This window comes from Bradyrhizobium zhengyangense (assembly GCF_022012555.1).
GTDB classification, from domain to species: Bacteria; Pseudomonadota; Alphaproteobacteria; order Rhizobiales; family Xanthobacteraceae; genus Bradyrhizobium; species Bradyrhizobium zhengyangense.
Map to the genome: position 1 here is coordinate 18,406 of NZ_JAKLTZ010000030.1, position 17,366 is coordinate 35,771.

Genomic DNA, 17,366 nt, shown 5'->3' on the forward strand with positions numbered 1-17,366 from the left:
ATCAAGAGCTACGTCATCCAAAAATCACGATTGGCTTCCAATTTGCGACGAAGTTCGTCTTCCAACTTTGGAAGAGTACCAGCGCATGACCGCCTGGAATACTCAACCACACCACGAGGCTGCACACGTTGAAGAACATTCTAATTGTTGGTGTTTTCATCTCCTTGAGCGCGGTTAGGGCGCTCGGCGCCACTCTAGAGCTGCCATCCACGCCTTATACTTACACAGTTCTGGATCAGGATCTCGCGGCCGCACTGCAGGAGTTCGGCAACAATTTGAATATTCGAATCAATGTCAGCACCCATGTAAAGGGGCGGATTCGCGGGCGCATGCCGGATCTCGCGCCGCGAGATTTCCTCGAACGCGTGACCACTCTTTATAATCTTCAGTGGTACTATGACGGGCTGGTGCTGTACGTATCCGACGCGCACGAGGCGGAAAGTCGCCTGCTTGTCTTAAACCCGGTCACTTTCGATGCATTCAAGGCGGCACTCGATGCACTCAAAATTTCCGATGAACGCTACGTCGTGAGAGCCGCACCGGAAGATGGACTGGTCTTCGCTTCTGGTCCGCCTCGCTTCATCGCGCTCGTCGACCAAATGCTCAACGGCCTAGTGGCGGAGGCCCAGGCGCGACGAACTCTTACGACAACCGCAAAGCCGGCGCCCGCGTCGGTCTTGATGTTGTTTCGGGGCTCCTCAAGTACGGTTATTCGTGATGGACGACCGGAGGGACCTGTTTTGCCCGAGGCGACGCATCAAGATAACGTGGCTCACGCGCCCGGCCCAAGCCAGAGATGAATTGGACAGCAAAAGTCGCTTACAACGGCGCTCAATGCGGTCGCGGCTTTCTTTGTGAGCATGTTGAAAGCTGATGCTGTCGGCATGAGAGCCCGAGACCTAGACGGTGATGCCTTCAACTGGAAAGGTGGGCAGCATCATTCTTGCGCTGGCTACGGCTTTAGCTCCACTCAACGATCGACGATCTCAACCGTTTGAGTACATTTGCCGGCAAACGGTGACTGATCCCATAATGCTTCATGGCGCTGACGGAGCAGACGCTAACCCTCTCGTAACGGGCCGTAAGCGCGCCCACTCGCCATCGCCAGACGACGCGGCAGTATCATTTAATTTTGTTGCACGAACCCGCGCCGATCTTCCGCGGATTGCAGGCCCGAGTTCCCATTTTTGCCATCTGCCGCGTGAGGACGCGACGGAGTGGCAGACACTTTTGGGGGGATGCGGGTATTGCGCAACACCGCATTCATGTCCGTTCGCGCATTCCGCTGAGCGCCGTCAGCTTCTCGAAAGCTAACTCCCGCTACTATAAAAGGGGGTGAATATCTAGCAGGCAATGAGCCTGTTGATCGGGACCTGAGCACTGGACGCTCACTCAGCCGCCGGGAGCAGCCGCCAGGAGTTGTTGGATCTGCCCATCAACACTTGGTGTTCGTCGCGAACTCGGGCTGCACGGTGTGACAGGACGGTGGCGCAATCTCACAGCACAGGATGTATAATGTCAGTCAACAACCTATCCCTCGCCGCCAACTCGAACGTGGCTTTGTCCGGGCTTGCCCCCGGGCTCACTCCGGCGCAAGAGCTGTCAAGTTTCGAGGCGGTGCTTGCGAGCTACGCCTTAAATGACACGACCGGCGATCATTCCGCACCACAGGATTCGGCCTCGGAGTCGACTAAGAACCTGACGGAGGAGCTCATACAGCTGACGGGGAATATCGTGCCACCCGACGTTAGGGCTGCATTGGACGCAGAAGCGTATAGCCAGCCCCCGCAGTCAACCTCTGCTGCGGCCTCCACTGCGATTGCAGCGGCGCCAGTACCCAGCTCACGGATTACATGGAACAGTGGCACTCTGACTGACACCGAGTTGCAGATTGTGTCGGTGCTGAACCGTCATAAAGATAAATGCCCCCTAGATTGGAAGTCGCTCGTAGATTTGGCGACGGACCCCTCCACACCGCCGGATCTGAAGACGGCGATCGAAGCATTGCAGCAGGATCCGGAGCTCTTCTATGCGATAGGCTCACAAGGCGATGGCCGCTGCGGGGGGACAATCAAGGCAGGAGATCTCTCCGGCTTCTCCGATCATCACTCACAAGTGGCTGCATTCCAGGAGCAGCAGGCGCGGCGCTACGAGCATAACTACGTTCCGTCGGACGGCACCGGAAACGGCCAGCCCTGCGTTATGACCCAGACCGACGCACTGCGTGAGCTCTATCGCTATTCTGATAATTTGCCCAAGAACCTGAGCCTCGCGGATTTCAGGCAGATCGTTGATGGCGAGGCTAAAACGGGTAAATGCCCACCTCAGGTTCTCGCAGCCGCGAGATACTTCCTCAATCATCCAGAGGAATGGAAACAGTTGTATGGCGGCTCGGTAGATAAGGTCCACAAAGAGGACTTCTTGCAGATGGCTTCGTCATCGATGAACCTCACGCATGCCGAGTTGGATACGCTAGGTACGATCAATAAGAACCAAGCGGCTTTTTTCGGGAAGGGTGACCTGACCCGGGAGACGCTCACTAGTATGGTCGATGACAAGAGTCTCGCCCCGGACGTGCGAAAGGCGGCCTCCCAGCTGTTGTCGGATCCTCTCTTGTTCGGATTGCTGAACAACTCGATCACAGGCTACAAGACCCACCACAAGTTCTTCGACTTCGGCGGCGGCCATACGGTCGATTCCGGCAACATCAGCAGTAACGATTTCACCCATTTCTTCAGCAACATGTCCGGCGCGAACCGCACCGCTCACCAATTGAAGCAGCACGCTGTTCAGCCGGCTGCCGACCAGGCGGCCGTCAAGGACATGATGACGGGCGTGGCGGACCAGCCGGACGTCAAGTCACCCAAGAAAAACGGAGGTGCCTTCATGCACGCCTTTGATGAAGTGCTCAAGGTGGGCTCCAACGTGCTTGACTGGGCTGCGACGGCAGTTGGTGTACTCGGCTTCATTCCAGGTTTGGGGGAATTGACCGATCTCGCGTCAATGATACTCGAGAGCGAGGCGCAAGCAGCAAATCTTCTGCACACAGCCATCACAGGCGGCAACATAAAGCAGGCGCTGGAAGAAGCGGGACTCAATCTTGCGGCACAGGCGGTGGGTTGTATCGGCGGCCCGGAGGTCAAACTAGCCATGCGCGAAGGCTTGACGAAGCAGGCAATTCAAGAAGCCGCGACGGCCGGCGTCAACCTTCCGGTCTCGATGGCACAATCTTACGCGGAGGACTATTTGAACTCCCTAAAGGAGCGGATTGAGTCCGCGGACATGCAAGCTGCAGGCGTTTACAGCTAGTCAGAGTGACTTGGGGCTCTCGGCTCACAACTGCGTGGCTAGACGAGCTTGCGCAGCCCTCGTGCGGTTGGGTCTCCACTCCAAACCGGTAGGGGCTCGCAAGCTTTGCCAGCATGTTCGAGCTCCTTACCCACATCCGACGACTTTGCTTCGCCGGTTTTCACCATGGCCCGCTTTATGTTTGGCTGGACTCGACCGGTGCTTCGAGAGCAGCCCCAAATGCGGCACGTCGTCGCAACAGTTCGATAGGCGGCCGTCCGGTTCCAACAGCCGACGCTGAACTTGTCGACTTTCTTAACACCGGGACAGAACGAGATGATGTCGACGAGAAGGCACACGCCGCACTGAGATGCGCAATAGGGCAGAACGAATGAGACCAAGGGCGACCGCTCGAGGCTTGCCCTTTGCCCGCTCAGCGGGAAAGTGCTCGATGACGCTGAGGGCTTAGCAGACTTGGCGGATTTGCCTTGACGCTCTAATCGCTTCAGCACGCTTAACATTCCAGGTCGTGTTTGATCCGATCTAGGCACATCGCCGCCTGCGCTTGGCAGGGAGAAATGTCTTAATGCCTTACCTGATGGAGATGCCGCCGGCGACGGCGAGCGGGACGTTATAGCATCTCGGCCTCAAAGCCTGATGATCAACGAGACCGCCCGATCAACCGGCTTCATAACATGATCGTCTTTCTTGGTGCCAACTGTCTGATCTCCACACGTGGCCGATGCACCAATCACGTCGAATTCGTTAATCCGCCAAAACCGGTTGAATTTCTGAGATCCGTCAGCTTGTCGAAAGCTAATGCTCGCACAGTGAGGAAAGCCACGACGGCATGACCACCTTGACATAGGAGACGCCTTTAATGCGCATTCCGAGTTCAAGCGCCACTGCGCGCGTTGCTCCTGACTTCCATGCTGCTCGTGGTGACAAGAACGGCTCCCGCACACCCGACGACAATGACAATCATGGTCAATCGCCTGGTACAAGCAGCGCTGGAAATGGCACGTCAACTCCGGACAGTAGCTCGCAAGAGGCCGCGTTGCGCCAAGCATTCAACGCCGCTCTCGGAGCCGCGGCTGTCCAAATGGCAAGTAATGCAATGGCTCGTTTCCATGAGGCCATTAGCGAGGAGGATTCCTGACGCCGGATGTTGCGGCGTCGGGAAATAGGAGCCGCCAGGAGCGGCGACACCCGAACACACAGGAGAACAATATGCCTTCTAAAATTGGTGCGACTACTGCCTCGGTCGCAGGGGGGGCCGCTGGCACCGCTACGGCCGCAGTTGGTGCTGCAGCTGCTGAAGTCACCGGAGACGCCGCTTGGCACGCCCAAATCGCCGCTCTGACTGCTGAAACCACCAAAGCGACTGAGAGGGATGTGCAACTTCGCATCGTTTCAACAGAGCTCACGACGATCAAGAAGGTCGCCGACGAGCGGGTGCAGTAACGGAGGAGGTGGGACGACGTCGTCGTTCCACCTTTCTTCGCCTGCGTAAGCTGCAAAGCTCGCAACGAGCCGTACGGCTCTCTCGCTGTTCAGGAGACCGTCGACCGTGAATGAACCACACTCCCTGCATTTCGAGGTGCTGTCGGGGCTTTACTCCGGGCTGACCGGCAAATTGGGCTTTGGATCGAGCCTGATTGGTAGCGACCTGGATGCTGACTTGGTTTTCATCGAACAAGGGCTCGAACGTCATCACTTTCGTATCACCCCCCATCACAATTCGATTGAAATCGAGCCTCTTGCGCCGCAAGTAAGGATAGAGGGACAACGGGCACTTCTCCCGAACGAGCGCGTTGCTGTTTCTCTTCCCGCCGTCATCCATGCGGGCGAGATGTCCATCCGTTGTTCCATAGAGGATTCCAAACAAGCTGGCTCCATCAGCCGCTGGCTCGGATCGACCGCGGTACTCGCCTCTGTCCTGATCAGTTCCGTCGCGGTCGGCGCCGTCTCAACGAGTTTCGTCGAGACGGACAGCGCTGTTGACGTGAACGCCGACTTGCACCGTAACGTCGACGTTGCACCTAAGCTGGCGCCCAACGCTCCTGATGCTCCGACCGCCGAAGCAGCTGCCACACGGCTGCAAGAGGAAGTTGATCGAGCGGGCCTTTTTGATATCAAAGTCCGATCTGAGCCGGGTGTTGTCGCTGCTGACGGTACCGTAACGCGCGCTTCTCTCCCAAAGTGGCGGGAAGTTCAAGAATGGTTCGATCGCGATCGAAAGGACGCATATGTTCTCGTCAATGCAGTCGCCATCAGGGAGGAGAAGACGCCGTCCTCGATTTCCGTCGAAGCCGTTTGGCGAGGAAGTGAGCCATATCTGGTCATCGCTGGTCAAAAGTATTTCGTGGGCGCGCTGTTGAATAACGGATGGACCGTCAATGGGATTGAGGAACGACGTCTGCTGCTGAGCAGGAACGGCCGGCTTGTTGCCCTCCCCTATTAGAGTTTCAGCCCGCGAATAAGGAGGAAAGACTCATGACTAGGCTGTCTGAGCATTCGCTTGAGCCCGGCGCCTCTTTTGAGGAGCTCAAGGTCGACGACAACCCACCTGCTATTACGCCGGCGACTGCTAGAGCCACGGAATCCGCAATCGAGAGAACTCATGCAAATGGTGGCAAGAGCTTCGCGATTTTCCAGGATGATCCCCCGCAAGATCTGCCTGTTGTCTCCGCGATCGTAACCGCACTGGACCTTACCTCTATTGATCCCGTTTCGCGCGTCAATGTCAACGAGGCGCGCGGCGAGATTGGTGAGATCAAGCCAGGCTCAGAACTTGCTTGGCTTAATGGTCCCAGTCTCGCGGACAACCTGCTCTCCTTTGTCACGCCGCGCCTATTTCATTCGCATGTTTTGCGCCCAGAGAAGCAGGGCATTCTTCTCGAGCGTTTGGCCGATACGCTCTCGGCCGCGCCAGAGAGTTCGGTGTCTCGTGAAGACCTCGCGATTGTGCAGTTGGAGCTGCGACGGTTAATTCTGCTCCGGCAGAATGACAACGGTTTAATCAAAGGCTAGCAATGGCCGCGCCTGACGGAGAGCAACACCTCACACCTGCTCCGCCGCCACACTTATCACGTGCCGGTGAGGTTTTGCACATCACAAGAAGGGAGCGTGATTTGCTCTGCGCGCTTTCGTATGTCCATCTTGCCTGCGGTCAGAGCGCACAGAGCCTGGCTCTGTTGCAAATCGTAGCTCACGAACATTCTTACGACGTCGAGCTGCTCCGCATTCTGGTCTACGCTCTGATCTCGGAGGGCCACGGTGACGACGCATTGGCGGCACTGGACAGGTTAGACAAGCTTGACGACGACCCGTCTTCGCGCCTGCCTTTGATGGTCTTGCGCAGTCATGCGCTTCGTCAGGCCGGCCGCATGGCCGAGGCACGCGCACTCTTCAAGAGCTATGTTTCATTGCGGAGCGCTGCTCCAATCAAACAATAACAGGCTTCTCATGGCCAATACCCTGCATAGTCTCATCGTGCGCGCACCAGCTAACCCAGATTTGATGGTCGCGTTGATGCTTCTTCTGGCGATCGGAATGATGATCATGCCGATCCCGATCGTATTGATCGACATGCTGATCGGCTTCAACCTCGGCTTTGCCATACTGCTGCTGATGGTGGCCCTGTATCTCAAGACGCCGCTTGACTTTTCGTCCTTGCCAGGCGTCATCCTGATCTCGACCGTCTTTCGCCTAGCGCTTACCGTCGCGACGACGCGGTTGATTCTTGCGGAGGGGGATGCCGGCAGCATCATACATACATTCGGCGATTTCGTTATATCCGGCAATATCGCTGTTGGCATCGTCATATTCCTCATTGTGACCATGGTGCAATTCATGGTTCTCGCCAAAGGCGCAGAACGGGTCGCAGAAGTGTCGGCGCGTTTCACGCTCGACGCGCTTCCGGGCAAGCAGATGGCAATCGACGCGGAACTGCGCAACGGGCACATCGATCAGAACGAATCTCGCCGTCGGCGAGCGGCGCTGGAGCAAGAGAGCCAACTTCACGGCGCTATGGATGGCGCTATGAAATTTGTGAAGGGCGACGCCATCGCCGGGCTCATAGTTATCTGCATTAACATGCTGGGCGGCATCACAATCGGCTTGCTCTCCAAGGGCATGCCCCTGGAGGAGACGCTGCATCAATATACGATCCTCACCATAGGTGATGCGCTAATTTCGCAGATCCCGGCTCTGCTGCTGTCAATTACGGCTGCAACCATTGTCACTCGTGTCAATGGTCCTTTGCAGCTCAATCTGGGTGGCGATATTGTCAGCCAACTGACGGCCAGCACGCAAGCGCTGCGGTTGGCCGCCGGCGTCCTGATTGTGATGGGGCTCGTACCGGGTTTCCCTTTGCCTCCGTTCATCATGCTGGCCGTACTCTTCGGCGCGGCGAGCTTTGTCAATGTTGGCGTGCAGCGCGCCAAGAACGCCGCCAAGACGGAGGTCAGTAGCGCCGGTACGCCTCAAGCTCCATCGCAGGGTCAGAAACAGACCTTGCCTGCAGAGGCCCTTCCAATCGCGCTGTTCCTCGCACCAAACCTTGCAGGTGCAATCGACAAAGAGGAACTCGAGCAGGCAATCGTGCGAATATCGACACTGGTCTCATCTGATCTTGGTATCACAATTCCGCGCATACCAACCAAGATAGACCAGCTTTTACCTGAATCGCAATTCAGGGTAGACGTTGAGGGAGTGCCCGTTGGGCGAGATTTTGTGGATCCGACGCAACTCATGCTCAACGACGACGTAGCGAATATTGAATTGAGCGGTATCCCCTTTCGGCAAGACGTAGAGACAAATCGGATTTGGATCGAACAACTTCATGCGCCGGCTCTCAAAGCAGCCGGGATAGGGTATCACCGTCCGAGCGAAGTCGTCGCCTTGCGCGTCCAGTCGACATTGATGCGCTATGCACAGCGCCTGGTGGGCATTCAGGAGACCCGACAATTGCTGGGCCGAATGGAGCAGGAATATGCCGATCTGGTGAAGGAGGTGCTGCGCACGATGCCGGTTCCCCGGATCGCCGATGTCCTGCGCCGCTTACTGGACGAGGGCATCCCAATTCGCAACACTCGCTTGGTCCTGGAGGTGTTGGCAGAATGGAGTGAGCGCGAACAAAATGTTGTGTTGCTTACCGAATATGTTCGCTCCGGTCTGAAACGGCAGATCTGTCATCGCTATGCCAACGCCCACCGTGTCGTGGCAGCCTTTATCGTAGAGCGCCACACCGAGGATATCGTGCGCGGTGCGGTGCGCGACACCGCCGTGGGTCCTTATCTCGTTTTGGACGATTGCGATAGCGAGATGCTGCTTTCGCAGTTTCGCAAGATCCATTCGAGCATCGCACGCGGTCAGAGCCAACCCGTCATTCTGGGTTCGATGGATATCCGGCGTTTCGTCCGGGGTTTTCTCACCCGCAACGGGATCGACCTTCCTGTTCTTTCGTATCAGGATCTCGCTGCGGATTTTACGGTTCAGCCGATTGGATCCGTCAAGCTAGAGGCTTCACAACATAAGACTTCCCCAGGAGAGCGTCGTGACCCGATCGCCGCAACCAGCTAACAAAGGCACAGCAGTGGTCGTGAGATAGCAGTTGAATTTATGTAAAATGAATGTCTGGCGGCGGTTGTTCTCACTTGATCCGAAGTTATACTCAGCCATCCTCGCTCCGCTTGCCATTCTGCTACTCGGAGGCTGCGCGAGCTCGCCTAAGCCCAGTCCTTCATCGCAGCAAGAGACCGCTCCAGAACGCTAGGCGACAAGGATATCGATCCTGCTATGCGCGACCGCATTGCCTACGCTCTCCAAGCGGACGCTGACGAGGAGACTTTTCGCGAAACGTTGAAACAACAACCGGGCAAGGTCAATGCGGCGATTCCTCTGGCGCGTGCCCTGCTGGTGCGCAAGCGCCCGGATGAGGCGCTTGATGTCCTCGACAAGGTCTTGCTCGCGGTCCCTGCAGACCTGCGCGCCCTGAATTGCGAAGGGAGTTGTGCTTGACAGTGAAGGACGTCACCGTGAAGCACAAGCGCTATATCGGCAAGCTCTCGCAACGACCCTCGATAATCCGATGCTGCGCAACAACTTAAAGCTGTCGCTCGTACTTAATGAGAAGGCCAAAACAGGAAGCGCGAGCCTACAGCAGTTTTAGCCGCCCATCAGGGGGCGCAATCTCGCTAGCGCCGTTGCTCGCTAACGATACATTTCCTGCAGGGTTTGGTAGGTTGAGCACGGCTCAGCCTGCATCCGCTGGGGTCCTTTTTCGGCTAACGGGTTAGTCGCGAGTCAATGTGCAGATGCTCTCTTATCCCCGAGGCTTGGGATTGCGTGTGCTGGTTCTGACACTCATGTCTGTCTTCCAGCGACCTAGTGTATGCGATGGAGAGAGCATTTGCTGGTTTTTCTCTACAGCAACGCCGAAGAAACATTACGCACGACGCAAGCAATTCGCATTGCTTGTCGCACCGGCCGCCGACGAACAACTTGATGGTATGCTCAGCACGAGGTGGCTCGACATCTCTCCAGATTTGGCGTCTTCGATCGAAACGGCCGAAGACACACCATCAGATTCGCTCCTCAAACGGAAATCACTTTGGACCGTTCTGATGGTGGACATTGGCGCACACCGCGACTGGGCTGGAAACCGGCACGATGACGCGTGGCCCCCATGGCGTCAATCCGCGAATGATTCCTCCTCTCCGGATGCAAATGGAAAGCCCCGGCTCGAAGCCGGGGCTTTTGTTGAGCTATCATCGCCGCGCAACTCTCATAGACCACGGTGCGGTTGTTACCAGGGATCTCATCCGGTCAAAGCGGTCGGCTTCGACCCGCCGAGGACTCAACGTAAGCCGACAATGTCGACTTACGTTGCTCCACCGCCCGCCGCGACACGAACGCTTGCAGATCCGCGCTACATAAAGTCACCGTCCTCGTCGGAATCTGCTGCAGCTTCAGTATCACTGTCCGCTTTGGAGAGATAGCGCCGAGAACTAGTTGCACGTTGCCATTCACCATCGCTGTTTAGCTCCCACTTTCCGGACTGGGTGGGATCGAGCACCATGTCGTCCTCATCCACTTCAACGAACCCCATTGCTTGCGCGCGGGCTTTCGCTTCTGGATTAGCAGGACGCCAATTCACCAACGGTCGTTCGCCGTCTTGCCGAAGTTGGTGCTCGAGCAGAATATCGCCAGCATTCGTGACAAGCGGATGAGCCACCTGAAAGTCGACAACTGAGGTGACTTCACTTCTTCCGGGGAACTGGTCTCGCCACCTACCGCTTTCGAACTCAGTCATGCTGAATCCGCGTTCAGTCCTTTGCAGGCCGACGCTCATATTTCCTAACTGGTAGCTGTAGTATCGGGCGTCCTCGGAATCTCTTCTGACGGCGTACTTCTCGGCAACCTCTACCGTGCGCCTTGCTCTTTCAGATACAAGCTCAGAGTATTCGTGAGGATTGTTGGCGATTCGATTGATAGCTTCCCCATGATAGTTCCGCGCCTCTCTCCTGAATGTCGCTTGATCGATCTCAACCACGGGTGGCCTTGCAAGGAGGGCATATTGCGGATGCGAAGATGAGCTGCCGGCCGAATCTTGCAACTGCATTCTAGCGAACGCGTCCGCGAAGTCTTGGCTTTCGCAATTCGAATGCTCCGCATCTTGCCGATAATAAGTTTCGTTCTCGGAAAAATTGTTGATTCGACCGTACATGATGAGCACTCTCCTATGGTTCACATGTCTTGCATTGTGTCGGGCCGCTGACCAACCCACTCGTAGACCCCTAAGCTGTCCATACTCTGACACCAGCCTATAAATGGAAGGGACCTGCTGCTGCGCGGTGCTGGTCAGCGAGTACAGTTTCGGCGCCATGCCTCGGAACCGGTTGATGAGCGCCGTAACGAACAGGCCTCGCCTCCGCTAGGGCGAGGACCTTCCGAATAGAGTTGCATCATCCAAGCTCGCTCCTCCTCAGCATAGGATTAAATCAGACAATTCCCCTCTGACGATGTCGATTCGGGAGAAACAACAGGCTCTAGATCGAGATCTTACTTGGCCTGTTTGGATCGTGGTCGAGTAGCTCAGCCATTTGGCTTTCGCCCTCACAGATCCGGGCAGGCGGCTTTCCCGCACCCGGCTCTTCCCGAGAGTAACCCGCGTCATATCCGCGCCTGCGCCCAAGTGCGAGTGATGCCCGGACCGGGCAGACGGAAGTGTGTCGTCAGGGTCTCGAACTCCGACCAGCCCATGCGCCGACTTTTCTGGCTACGCCGTCTCAGACAGCGCATCCACGTCCGACGCACTTCGCGGTAGAAGCCGTTGAGCGCTGGATAATTGTGCGGCCTGCCGTAGTAGCCGTAGTGTCCACGCAGAACAGCGGCGAACCACTGGTGCTGCGTGGCCAGTGACTCGTGCATGAGCCGCCAGGCGTCCTGGCGCAACGCCGTCAGCTTGCGCGTCAGGCGTTTCCCGTCCGTCTTGTGCTTCACCATGAACCGGCCGTCCCGGGTCCGCCCGCAGTAGTGGGTGAAGCCGAGGAAGGCGAAGGTCTCGGGCCGCCGCTCGCCGCGCCGCTGACGCGAGAGGGCCTCAAACCGGCCAAACTCGATCAGCCGCGTCTTGCCCTCATGAAGCATCAGGCCAAAGCTGGCCAGCCGCACCTTGAGGGCCAAGAGCATCTCCTGCGCATCCGCCTTACTCTCGAAGCCCATGACGAAGTCGTCGGGCATAGCGCACGGTGCGACCGCGTGCATGGCGACGGCGCCATTGGTGGGCCCAGAGATCGAGGACGTAGTGCAGGAAGACGTTGGCGAGGAGCGGGCTGATGCCCGCCCCTTGCGGAGTACCCCTGTCCGTTTCTTGCTTCTCGCTGCTCTCCAGAACACCGGCCCGCAGCCACAGCCCAATGAGCCGTAGAATGCGAGGATCGGCGATCCTGTGCGCCAGCATCCGCAACAGCCACTCGTGGTCGACCGAGTCGAAGGAAGCGGCCACACACTACCCATCGCCATGATATCCCAGCTTCGGTGACGATCACGCGCAAGCGTCACGCATTCGAAGGTCAGGCGTTGGCCGTGATCGGCACCATTAGGCGGCGCGGCGTCCGCTATCTCCTCACAGTTCTGCCAGATGGCAGTCGGTCGTTGATTCCGGCGAGTTGGACCGATTGGAAGGTTGAGCCGCTTGGAGGCACGCCGCCGACCGATGACGCTGTCCACGATCTCGGCAGGCTCGGTGATTTGCTCCACTTGCGCAAGCTCGTCGACGCTCTTTGCATCGGGGGTGCCGAGTCGGCGCCGTGCAAGGAGAGTCGCCATGCAATTGAACCTGGAGTTTTTCGATCAGCCCGATGTTCCACCAAGCGCGCCAGCAGCGTGGGACCAAATCGACGAAGCCGCCCGCATGGCGGCAATCGAGATTCTGGCGCGCCTCATTGCACGCCTGCTCCCGGACGACCTGGCGATGGAGGCAAGCGATGAGTGAGCGCGTCAAGATTACGTCAAGTCATCTCTCTCGACAGGCTTTCGTCTATCTGCGCCAATCCAGCGCCGCACAGGTCGAGCACAACCGCGAATCAACCGACCGGCAATATGCGCTTGCCGGCAAAGCGCGTGACCTCGGCTGGCCCGATGAACGCATCATCGTTATCGACGAGGATCTTGGCCTCTCCGGTTTGGGCTCGGTGGCGCGTTCGGGCTTTGCCCGCCTCACCGCCGAAGTGGCGCTCGCGCGCGTGGGCCTGGTGCTCGGTCTCGAAGTCTCGCGGCTCGCGCGCAATAACGCCGAATGGTACCGCCTGATTGATCTGGCCGGATTTACCGACACGCTGATCGGCGATGCCGACGGCATCTATCATTCGGCCGTCTTCAACGATCGCCTCTTGTTGAGGCTCAAAGGCACGATGAGCGAAGCCGAACTGCACGTGCTGCGGGCTCGCCTCAACGGCGAATCCGCAACAAGGCGGCGCGGGGTGAACTGCGCCGCGGGCTGCCGGTCGGCTTCGTCTGGGGCGAGGCTGATGGCGAGGTCCGCTTCCATCCTGACGAAGCTGTCGTCATCGCCATTCGCAGTGTTTTTGCACGCTTTGCCGAGATGGGATCGGCGCGTCGCGTTTGGCTCTGGTTTCGTTCCGAGGGGCTCACGTTCCCGCTGCAGCTGCACGCCCGTGCCCAGATCCGTTGGGTCGAGGCAAGCTACACCGCCATCCACCAGGTCTTGACCAATCCCGTCTATGTCGGCGCCTATATCTATGGCAAAACGCGTCAAGAGACGATTCTCTTTAGCACTGGTGCCCGCAAGAGGCGGATTCGATTCTTGCCGCGTTCCCAATGGCAGGTTCTCATCCCCGAGCATCATCCAGGGTTCATCGACTGGCAGACCTATGAAGCAAATCAGCAACGTCTCGCCGCGAACACGCGACCCCAGCCGCACAAGGGCGGCGGCGCCGTGAGAGAGGGCAACGCCCTCCTGCAAGGTCTTGTCAGTTGCGGCCATTGCGGCCGCCGCCTGCACACCCACTATCGCGGACGCAATTCTTCGCCAGGTTATCACTGTGCTGGCAAAGTGCTGGTCGAGAACCGAGGCGTTTACTGCCTCAATATCGGCGGCGTTCAGGTCGATGACGCCATCACCCGGGCGTTCATTGCCGCGTTGGAGCCCGCCAAACTGACCGCGACACTCACCGCCGAGAGGGAGGCGACGGGAAGTCTAGTGTAGTGAACACCTAACTTTCGTGCGCTAGTGTCGGGGGCCGCGTGAGCTGTCGTTGTGTGAGTGAGCAAACTGCTCGTAGATCGAGCTAATCAGCTCAACGGGGATGATATCGAAGCGGTATGGAAATAGCGAATGCTGCCCAGTCTCCGGGTCAATGGCTTCGAGAAAGTCCGCAACCGAACAAAGTGCTTATGGCGCAAGCGGCTCATTGGCATGGAGGCTGGAAACATGTCTCCGTTGAACGTGGCGCGAAGCCATGCAAATAACGCGTGCGAAGACGTCGTATTGCGTAAGGCGTCAGGCAACGTGTCTTCGCCGCAATGTTTTTTGAGCTTGCGCTTATCTACGATACCGCGGTCGACGAGATACTGGGTAAATATTACTCGGCCGATTAGACCTTGAGCGATGCCTCGCTCTAGGTCATCAGCGACGAGGTCCCGCTCGAGAGCGCTTAGATCGGACAGAAGCCTTTGATCGACGGTATTCTTCCGATTGATGGAATCGTTTCGAAGCCAGAATTGGCCGCTCTCCATTGCGAGGCGCCCGGCGAGTTCGTCCAGCGCGGTTAGCTCGCTAGCGATGATCTTGAACGTGTGGAGTCGGTTAGCTTCCGCATCGCCTTGTGCAAGCGGCCGGCCAAAGCCGTTGTAAAGCTCGATTGTGCTCGGGCTGACGATCCACAGGAGGGGCGTGTCGTGCCCATGGCGTCGCCAGCCTCTCAAGCTCGCTCGTCGATCACGCGAAGTCAAAGGAACTTGCCGTTCGCACCAGGGACGTCGCGTTACCAACGGCCCCGAGTAGAGCAGTTGTTCAATCGGTTTCCTCTTAAGCACGCAAGATGCGCTGAAAGCGCCCTGGCGTTCACCACAAGTCGGCAGCCGACATTTATCGGAAATTGAACGGTGATGGGTTGCGCCGGCTCGCCGCGAACAGAAGCCCTGCGTCCATTCCGAAGCCGAGCTTTTGAGTGTCTGCCTTTCGCAAGAACCGTTAGTTGCGGGGATACGCAACACCCGATTGTTGCGTTTGGTAGAACAGGAAATTCCGAGAGCCTCTGCATAACTGATCAGAAATGGCGACTCTGCGCCCCAACGCCTTCTAAGCTGTTGATTTAAAAGGTAGTTCATCGCTGCGCAGGTTGCTCGACCTGCTTCGCGAGCGCTAACCGGATCTCTCGGCCGCTCGAGGGACGGAATGAGTGTCACTTCGCTGGGGACATCGCAAGGCGCGGTCGGTCGCCACAAAGCGCTCGATCATGGGAGGAATCAATTTAGGGGGCTCTGTTGGCGTCGCGCTGCGGTTCCGTGTCAGAATTTCCGCGTTGTCCGGCCTCTAACGGGGCTATTTCATGCCTGTGATGTCTGGTTGCTAAGACGGTCGCCGGACATCCACACGATGACGAGGTTGGCCGAAGCGTTGAAGGAGGTCTTATCCTAGTGTCTTGAACCAGAAGTTCGCAACATCGGGTCTTGTTTTTCCGGGGCGCTGTAACGACAGAAGCGCTCGATGGAAGCAAGGATGTCGTCGGCGGATTTGGTCCATCGGAACGGTTTCGGATCGGCGTTGTGTCGTTCGATGAATGAGGCGATGTCTGCCCTGAGGGCGGCTACGCTGCGATAGACGCCGCGCCTGATCTTCTTATCGGTAAGAAGCGCGAAGAAGCGCTCGACCTGATTGAGCCATGACGAACTGGTCGGGGTCAGGTGCACATGCCAGCGCGGCCGTTTAGCCAGCCATTTCCGGATCAGCGGAGTCTTGTGGGTGGCATAGTTATCCATGACGAGATGGACGTCGAGTTGGCGGGGCACAGCGGCCTCGATCTCGTCCAAGAACTTGCGGAACTCGGCGGCACGGTGCCGTCCGTAGCACTTGCCGATAACCCGTCCGGTCGCAATGTCGAGGGCGGCGAACAGCGATGTGGTGCCGTGTCTTTTGTAATCGTGGCTCCTTCGGGCCGGCTGGCCGGGACGCATTGGCAACATCGGCTGACTGCGGTCCAACGCCTGGATTTGCGACTTTTCGTCTACACACAGAACGATGGCGTGTGCCGGCGGCGAGACGTAAAGGCCTACGACATCGCGCACCTTGGCCACGAAGTTCGGATCGGTCGAGAGCTTGAACGTCTCCATCCGGTGCGGCTGGAGGCCGAAGGCCCGTCAGATGCGTTGTACCGTCGATACGGATAGGCCGCTCGCCTTCGCCATGTCCCGGGAGCTCCAATGAGTGGCGTTCTCAGGGCAACTCTCCAACGTTCTCACGATCACGGCTTCGATGCGGGCGTCGTCAATCGTGCGAGGCGCGCCGGAGCGCGGCTCATCATGCAGCCCGGCCACGCGCTGCTCCACAAAACGTCGTCGCCACTTGCCTACTGTGCCCCGCTCCAGGCCTAGCTTGGCCGCCACGTCCTTGTTCTGACCACCTTCCGCGCAGGTCAGCACGATCCGGGCTCTCAAAGCCAGCGCCTGCGCCGTCTTCCGCCGCTTCGTCAGCGACGTCAGTTCGGCGCGCTCGTCATCGCTCAATATCAGGGGGGCAAGTTGCTGGACCGCCATCGGAGACTCCGTCGCTGTTTGCCGCCATCTTTGGCACAGCGACGCGAATCTAATGCGAATCTACGATTGCGAACTTGTGACTCAGGACACTAGAGTTTTACTTCACCGATCTGGCGAACAGTCGTTGCAACGCGACTGCAAAAAAAGGGAGGCTGCCAACTGCGCGGGTGTGAATTGGCCGGATAGCTCTCGACTTAAGCAATGGTTTCCACGATTTCATAGCGCCGGATCAGCGGTCCGATCCCCTCGTTGAGCAGGGTCAGGACGTTCTGCGTTGTCGGAGCGAGGAGTTCAATCCGCTCGATGCGAACTGGACTCCATGAAGGCTGCTTGTCCTCATCCGAGGCGATTTCCTCGCGGAGTTCGAGAACGATCTGTCGCACCTCTTCCAGCTCTGCAAAAAAGAAACTCTGGATTCCTGTGTCTTTCCAGCGATCTTCGTTCGGCTCAATCTCGCGTGAGTAGGTATATAAGATCATGGTTCCTCGCCTGCATGGGCGGCGGCGATCAAGGTGAGACCTTAGCGACAATCAGGATGAGACTGCGCGGATGGGGACGGACCGAAGGGAGGGCGTAGCCCGACCGGAGGACCGTTCCCATCGGCGTCGCGTTTTTCGGACCGGTCTGGCGGCTGGGTGCGGCTGGTGCAAGCTGTTGATTCGTCTCGACAAGAGGGAATCGATGCCTTGCCTGGCCTTCACATCACCGACCACCAGATGAGATGGGATGGTTGCCGCCCTCCCCAGACGGCATCGTAATGTGCCAAGAACGCAGTGTTTGAACCCCGAAGCGAA

Annotated in this window: 17 protein-coding genes and 2 pseudogenes; 12 read left to right on the forward strand and 7 right to left on the reverse strand. The window is 57.9% G+C overall.

Going from position 1 to position 17,366, the window contains the following annotated elements; genetic code table 11:
- Positions 1-128: 128 nt before the first annotated feature.
- The 8 genes from L6639_RS40730 to L6639_RS40765 all read left to right on the forward strand — a co-directional run bounded on the left by L6639_RS40730 (position 129) and on the right by L6639_RS40765 (position 9,312).
- Positions 129-800, forward strand: coding sequence for a nodulation protein NolW (locus tag L6639_RS40730; protein WP_128929720.1), 672 nt, complete (start codon positions 129-131; stop codon positions 798-800).
- 715 nt (positions 801-1,515) lie between these two features.
- Positions 1,516-3,309, forward strand: a complete 1,794-nt coding sequence (locus tag L6639_RS40735) for an HrpF/NolX family T3SS translocon protein (protein ID WP_128929721.1) — start codon at positions 1,516-1,518, stop codon at positions 3,307-3,309.
- Positions 3,310-4,518: 1,209 nt separating this feature from the next.
- On the forward strand, positions 4,519-4,752 hold the full coding sequence (locus L6639_RS40740) for a hypothetical protein (RefSeq protein WP_128929722.1): 234 nt from the start codon (positions 4,519-4,521) through the stop codon (positions 4,750-4,752).
- Positions 4,753-4,858: 106 nt separating this feature from the next.
- Positions 4,859-5,752, forward strand: a complete 894-nt coding sequence (locus L6639_RS40745; protein ID WP_128955094.1) for a SctD/MshK family protein — start codon at positions 4,859-4,861, stop codon at positions 5,750-5,752.
- A 32-nt stretch (positions 5,753-5,784) separates the two neighbouring features.
- The gene (locus tag L6639_RS40750; protein ID WP_128929724.1) at positions 5,785-6,321 is read left to right on the forward strand and encodes a hypothetical protein; all 537 of its coding nucleotides are present in this window, start codon (positions 5,785-5,787) and stop codon (positions 6,319-6,321) included.
- A 2-nt stretch (positions 6,322-6,323) separates the two neighbouring features.
- Positions 6,324-6,746 carry a histidine kinase gene (locus L6639_RS40755; RefSeq protein WP_128929725.1) on the forward strand — a complete coding sequence of 141 codons (423 nt, stop codon included), beginning with the start codon at positions 6,324-6,326 and terminating at the stop codon, positions 6,744-6,746.
- A gap of 10 nt (positions 6,747-6,756) precedes the next feature.
- A complete protein-coding gene (gene sctV, locus L6639_RS40760) occupies positions 6,757-8,874 on the forward strand; it encodes a type III secretion system export apparatus subunit SctV (RefSeq protein WP_128929726.1) in 2,118 nt (705 codons plus the stop codon).
- Between the two features lie 216 nt (positions 8,875-9,090).
- On the forward strand, positions 9,091-9,312 hold the full coding sequence (locus tag L6639_RS40765; protein ID WP_232995594.1) for a tetratricopeptide repeat protein: 222 nt from the start codon (positions 9,091-9,093) through the stop codon (positions 9,310-9,312).
- 910 nt (positions 9,313-10,222) lie between these two features.
- On the opposite strand, the gene L6639_RS40770 is transcribed toward L6639_RS40765, so the two are convergent.
- The 3 genes from L6639_RS40770 to L6639_RS40780 form a co-directional block, all read right to left on the reverse strand.
- On the reverse strand, positions 10,223-11,020 hold the full coding sequence (locus tag L6639_RS40770) for an effector protein NopP (RefSeq protein ID WP_276575808.1): 798 nt from the start codon (positions 11,018-11,020) through the stop codon (positions 10,223-10,225).
- Between the two features lie 446 nt (positions 11,021-11,466).
- Complete coding sequence (locus L6639_RS40775) at positions 11,467-12,036, reverse strand: RNA-dependent RNA polymerase family protein (RefSeq protein WP_232995595.1); 570 nt, start codon at positions 12,034-12,036, stop codon at positions 11,467-11,469.
- Entirely contained in the window at positions 12,002-12,256 is a 255-nt protein-coding gene (locus L6639_RS40780; RefSeq protein ID WP_232995652.1) for a hypothetical protein, read from the reverse strand. Before L6639_RS40780 ends, L6639_RS40775 begins: the two co-directional genes overlap by 35 nt.
- 366 nt (positions 12,257-12,622) lie before the next feature.
- Between L6639_RS40780 and L6639_RS40785 the strand changes: the two genes are divergently transcribed.
- The 4 genes and pseudogenes from L6639_RS40785 (at position 12,623) to L6639_RS40800 (ending at position 14,023) form a co-directional block, all read left to right on the forward strand.
- Complete coding sequence (locus L6639_RS40785) at positions 12,623-12,790, forward strand: DUF2309 domain-containing protein (protein WP_164933827.1); 168 nt, start codon at positions 12,623-12,625, stop codon at positions 12,788-12,790.
- Positions 12,783-13,526, forward strand: coding sequence for a recombinase family protein (locus tag L6639_RS40790; protein WP_232995596.1), 744 nt, complete (start codon positions 12,783-12,785; stop codon positions 13,524-13,526). Before L6639_RS40785 ends, L6639_RS40790 begins: the two co-directional genes overlap by 8 nt.
- Positions 13,427-13,657: pseudogene (locus L6639_RS40795) on the forward strand (recombinase family protein); the annotation flags it as partial. The gene L6639_RS40790 and the pseudogene L6639_RS40795, both read left to right, overlap by 100 nt.
- A gap of 96 nt (positions 13,658-13,753) precedes the next feature.
- Complete coding sequence (locus L6639_RS40800) at positions 13,754-14,023, forward strand: recombinase zinc ribbon domain-containing protein (protein WP_232995653.1); 270 nt, start codon at positions 13,754-13,756, stop codon at positions 14,021-14,023.
- 86 nt (positions 14,024-14,109) lie between these two features.
- On the opposite strand, the gene L6639_RS40805 is transcribed toward L6639_RS40800, so the two are convergent.
- The 4 genes and pseudogenes from L6639_RS40805 to L6639_RS40820 form a co-directional block, all read right to left on the reverse strand.
- A complete protein-coding gene (locus L6639_RS40805; protein ID WP_128929727.1) occupies positions 14,110-14,742 on the reverse strand; it encodes a hypothetical protein in 633 nt (210 codons plus the stop codon).
- A 439-nt stretch (positions 14,743-15,181) separates the two neighbouring features.
- Positions 15,182-15,334: a DUF2274 domain-containing protein gene (locus L6639_RS40810; protein WP_128930165.1), complete on the reverse strand. Its 153-nt coding sequence runs from the start codon at positions 15,332-15,334 to the stop codon at positions 15,182-15,184.
- Between the two features lie 119 nt (positions 15,335-15,453).
- A pseudogene (locus tag L6639_RS40815) lies at positions 15,454-16,572 on the reverse strand (IS630 family transposase).
- A 194-nt stretch (positions 16,573-16,766) separates the two neighbouring features.
- Positions 16,767-17,051 carry a hypothetical protein gene (locus tag L6639_RS40820; RefSeq protein WP_128929728.1) on the reverse strand — a complete coding sequence of 95 codons (285 nt, stop codon included), beginning with the start codon at positions 17,049-17,051 and terminating at the stop codon, positions 16,767-16,769.
- Between the last annotated feature and the right edge of the window lie 315 nt (positions 17,052-17,366).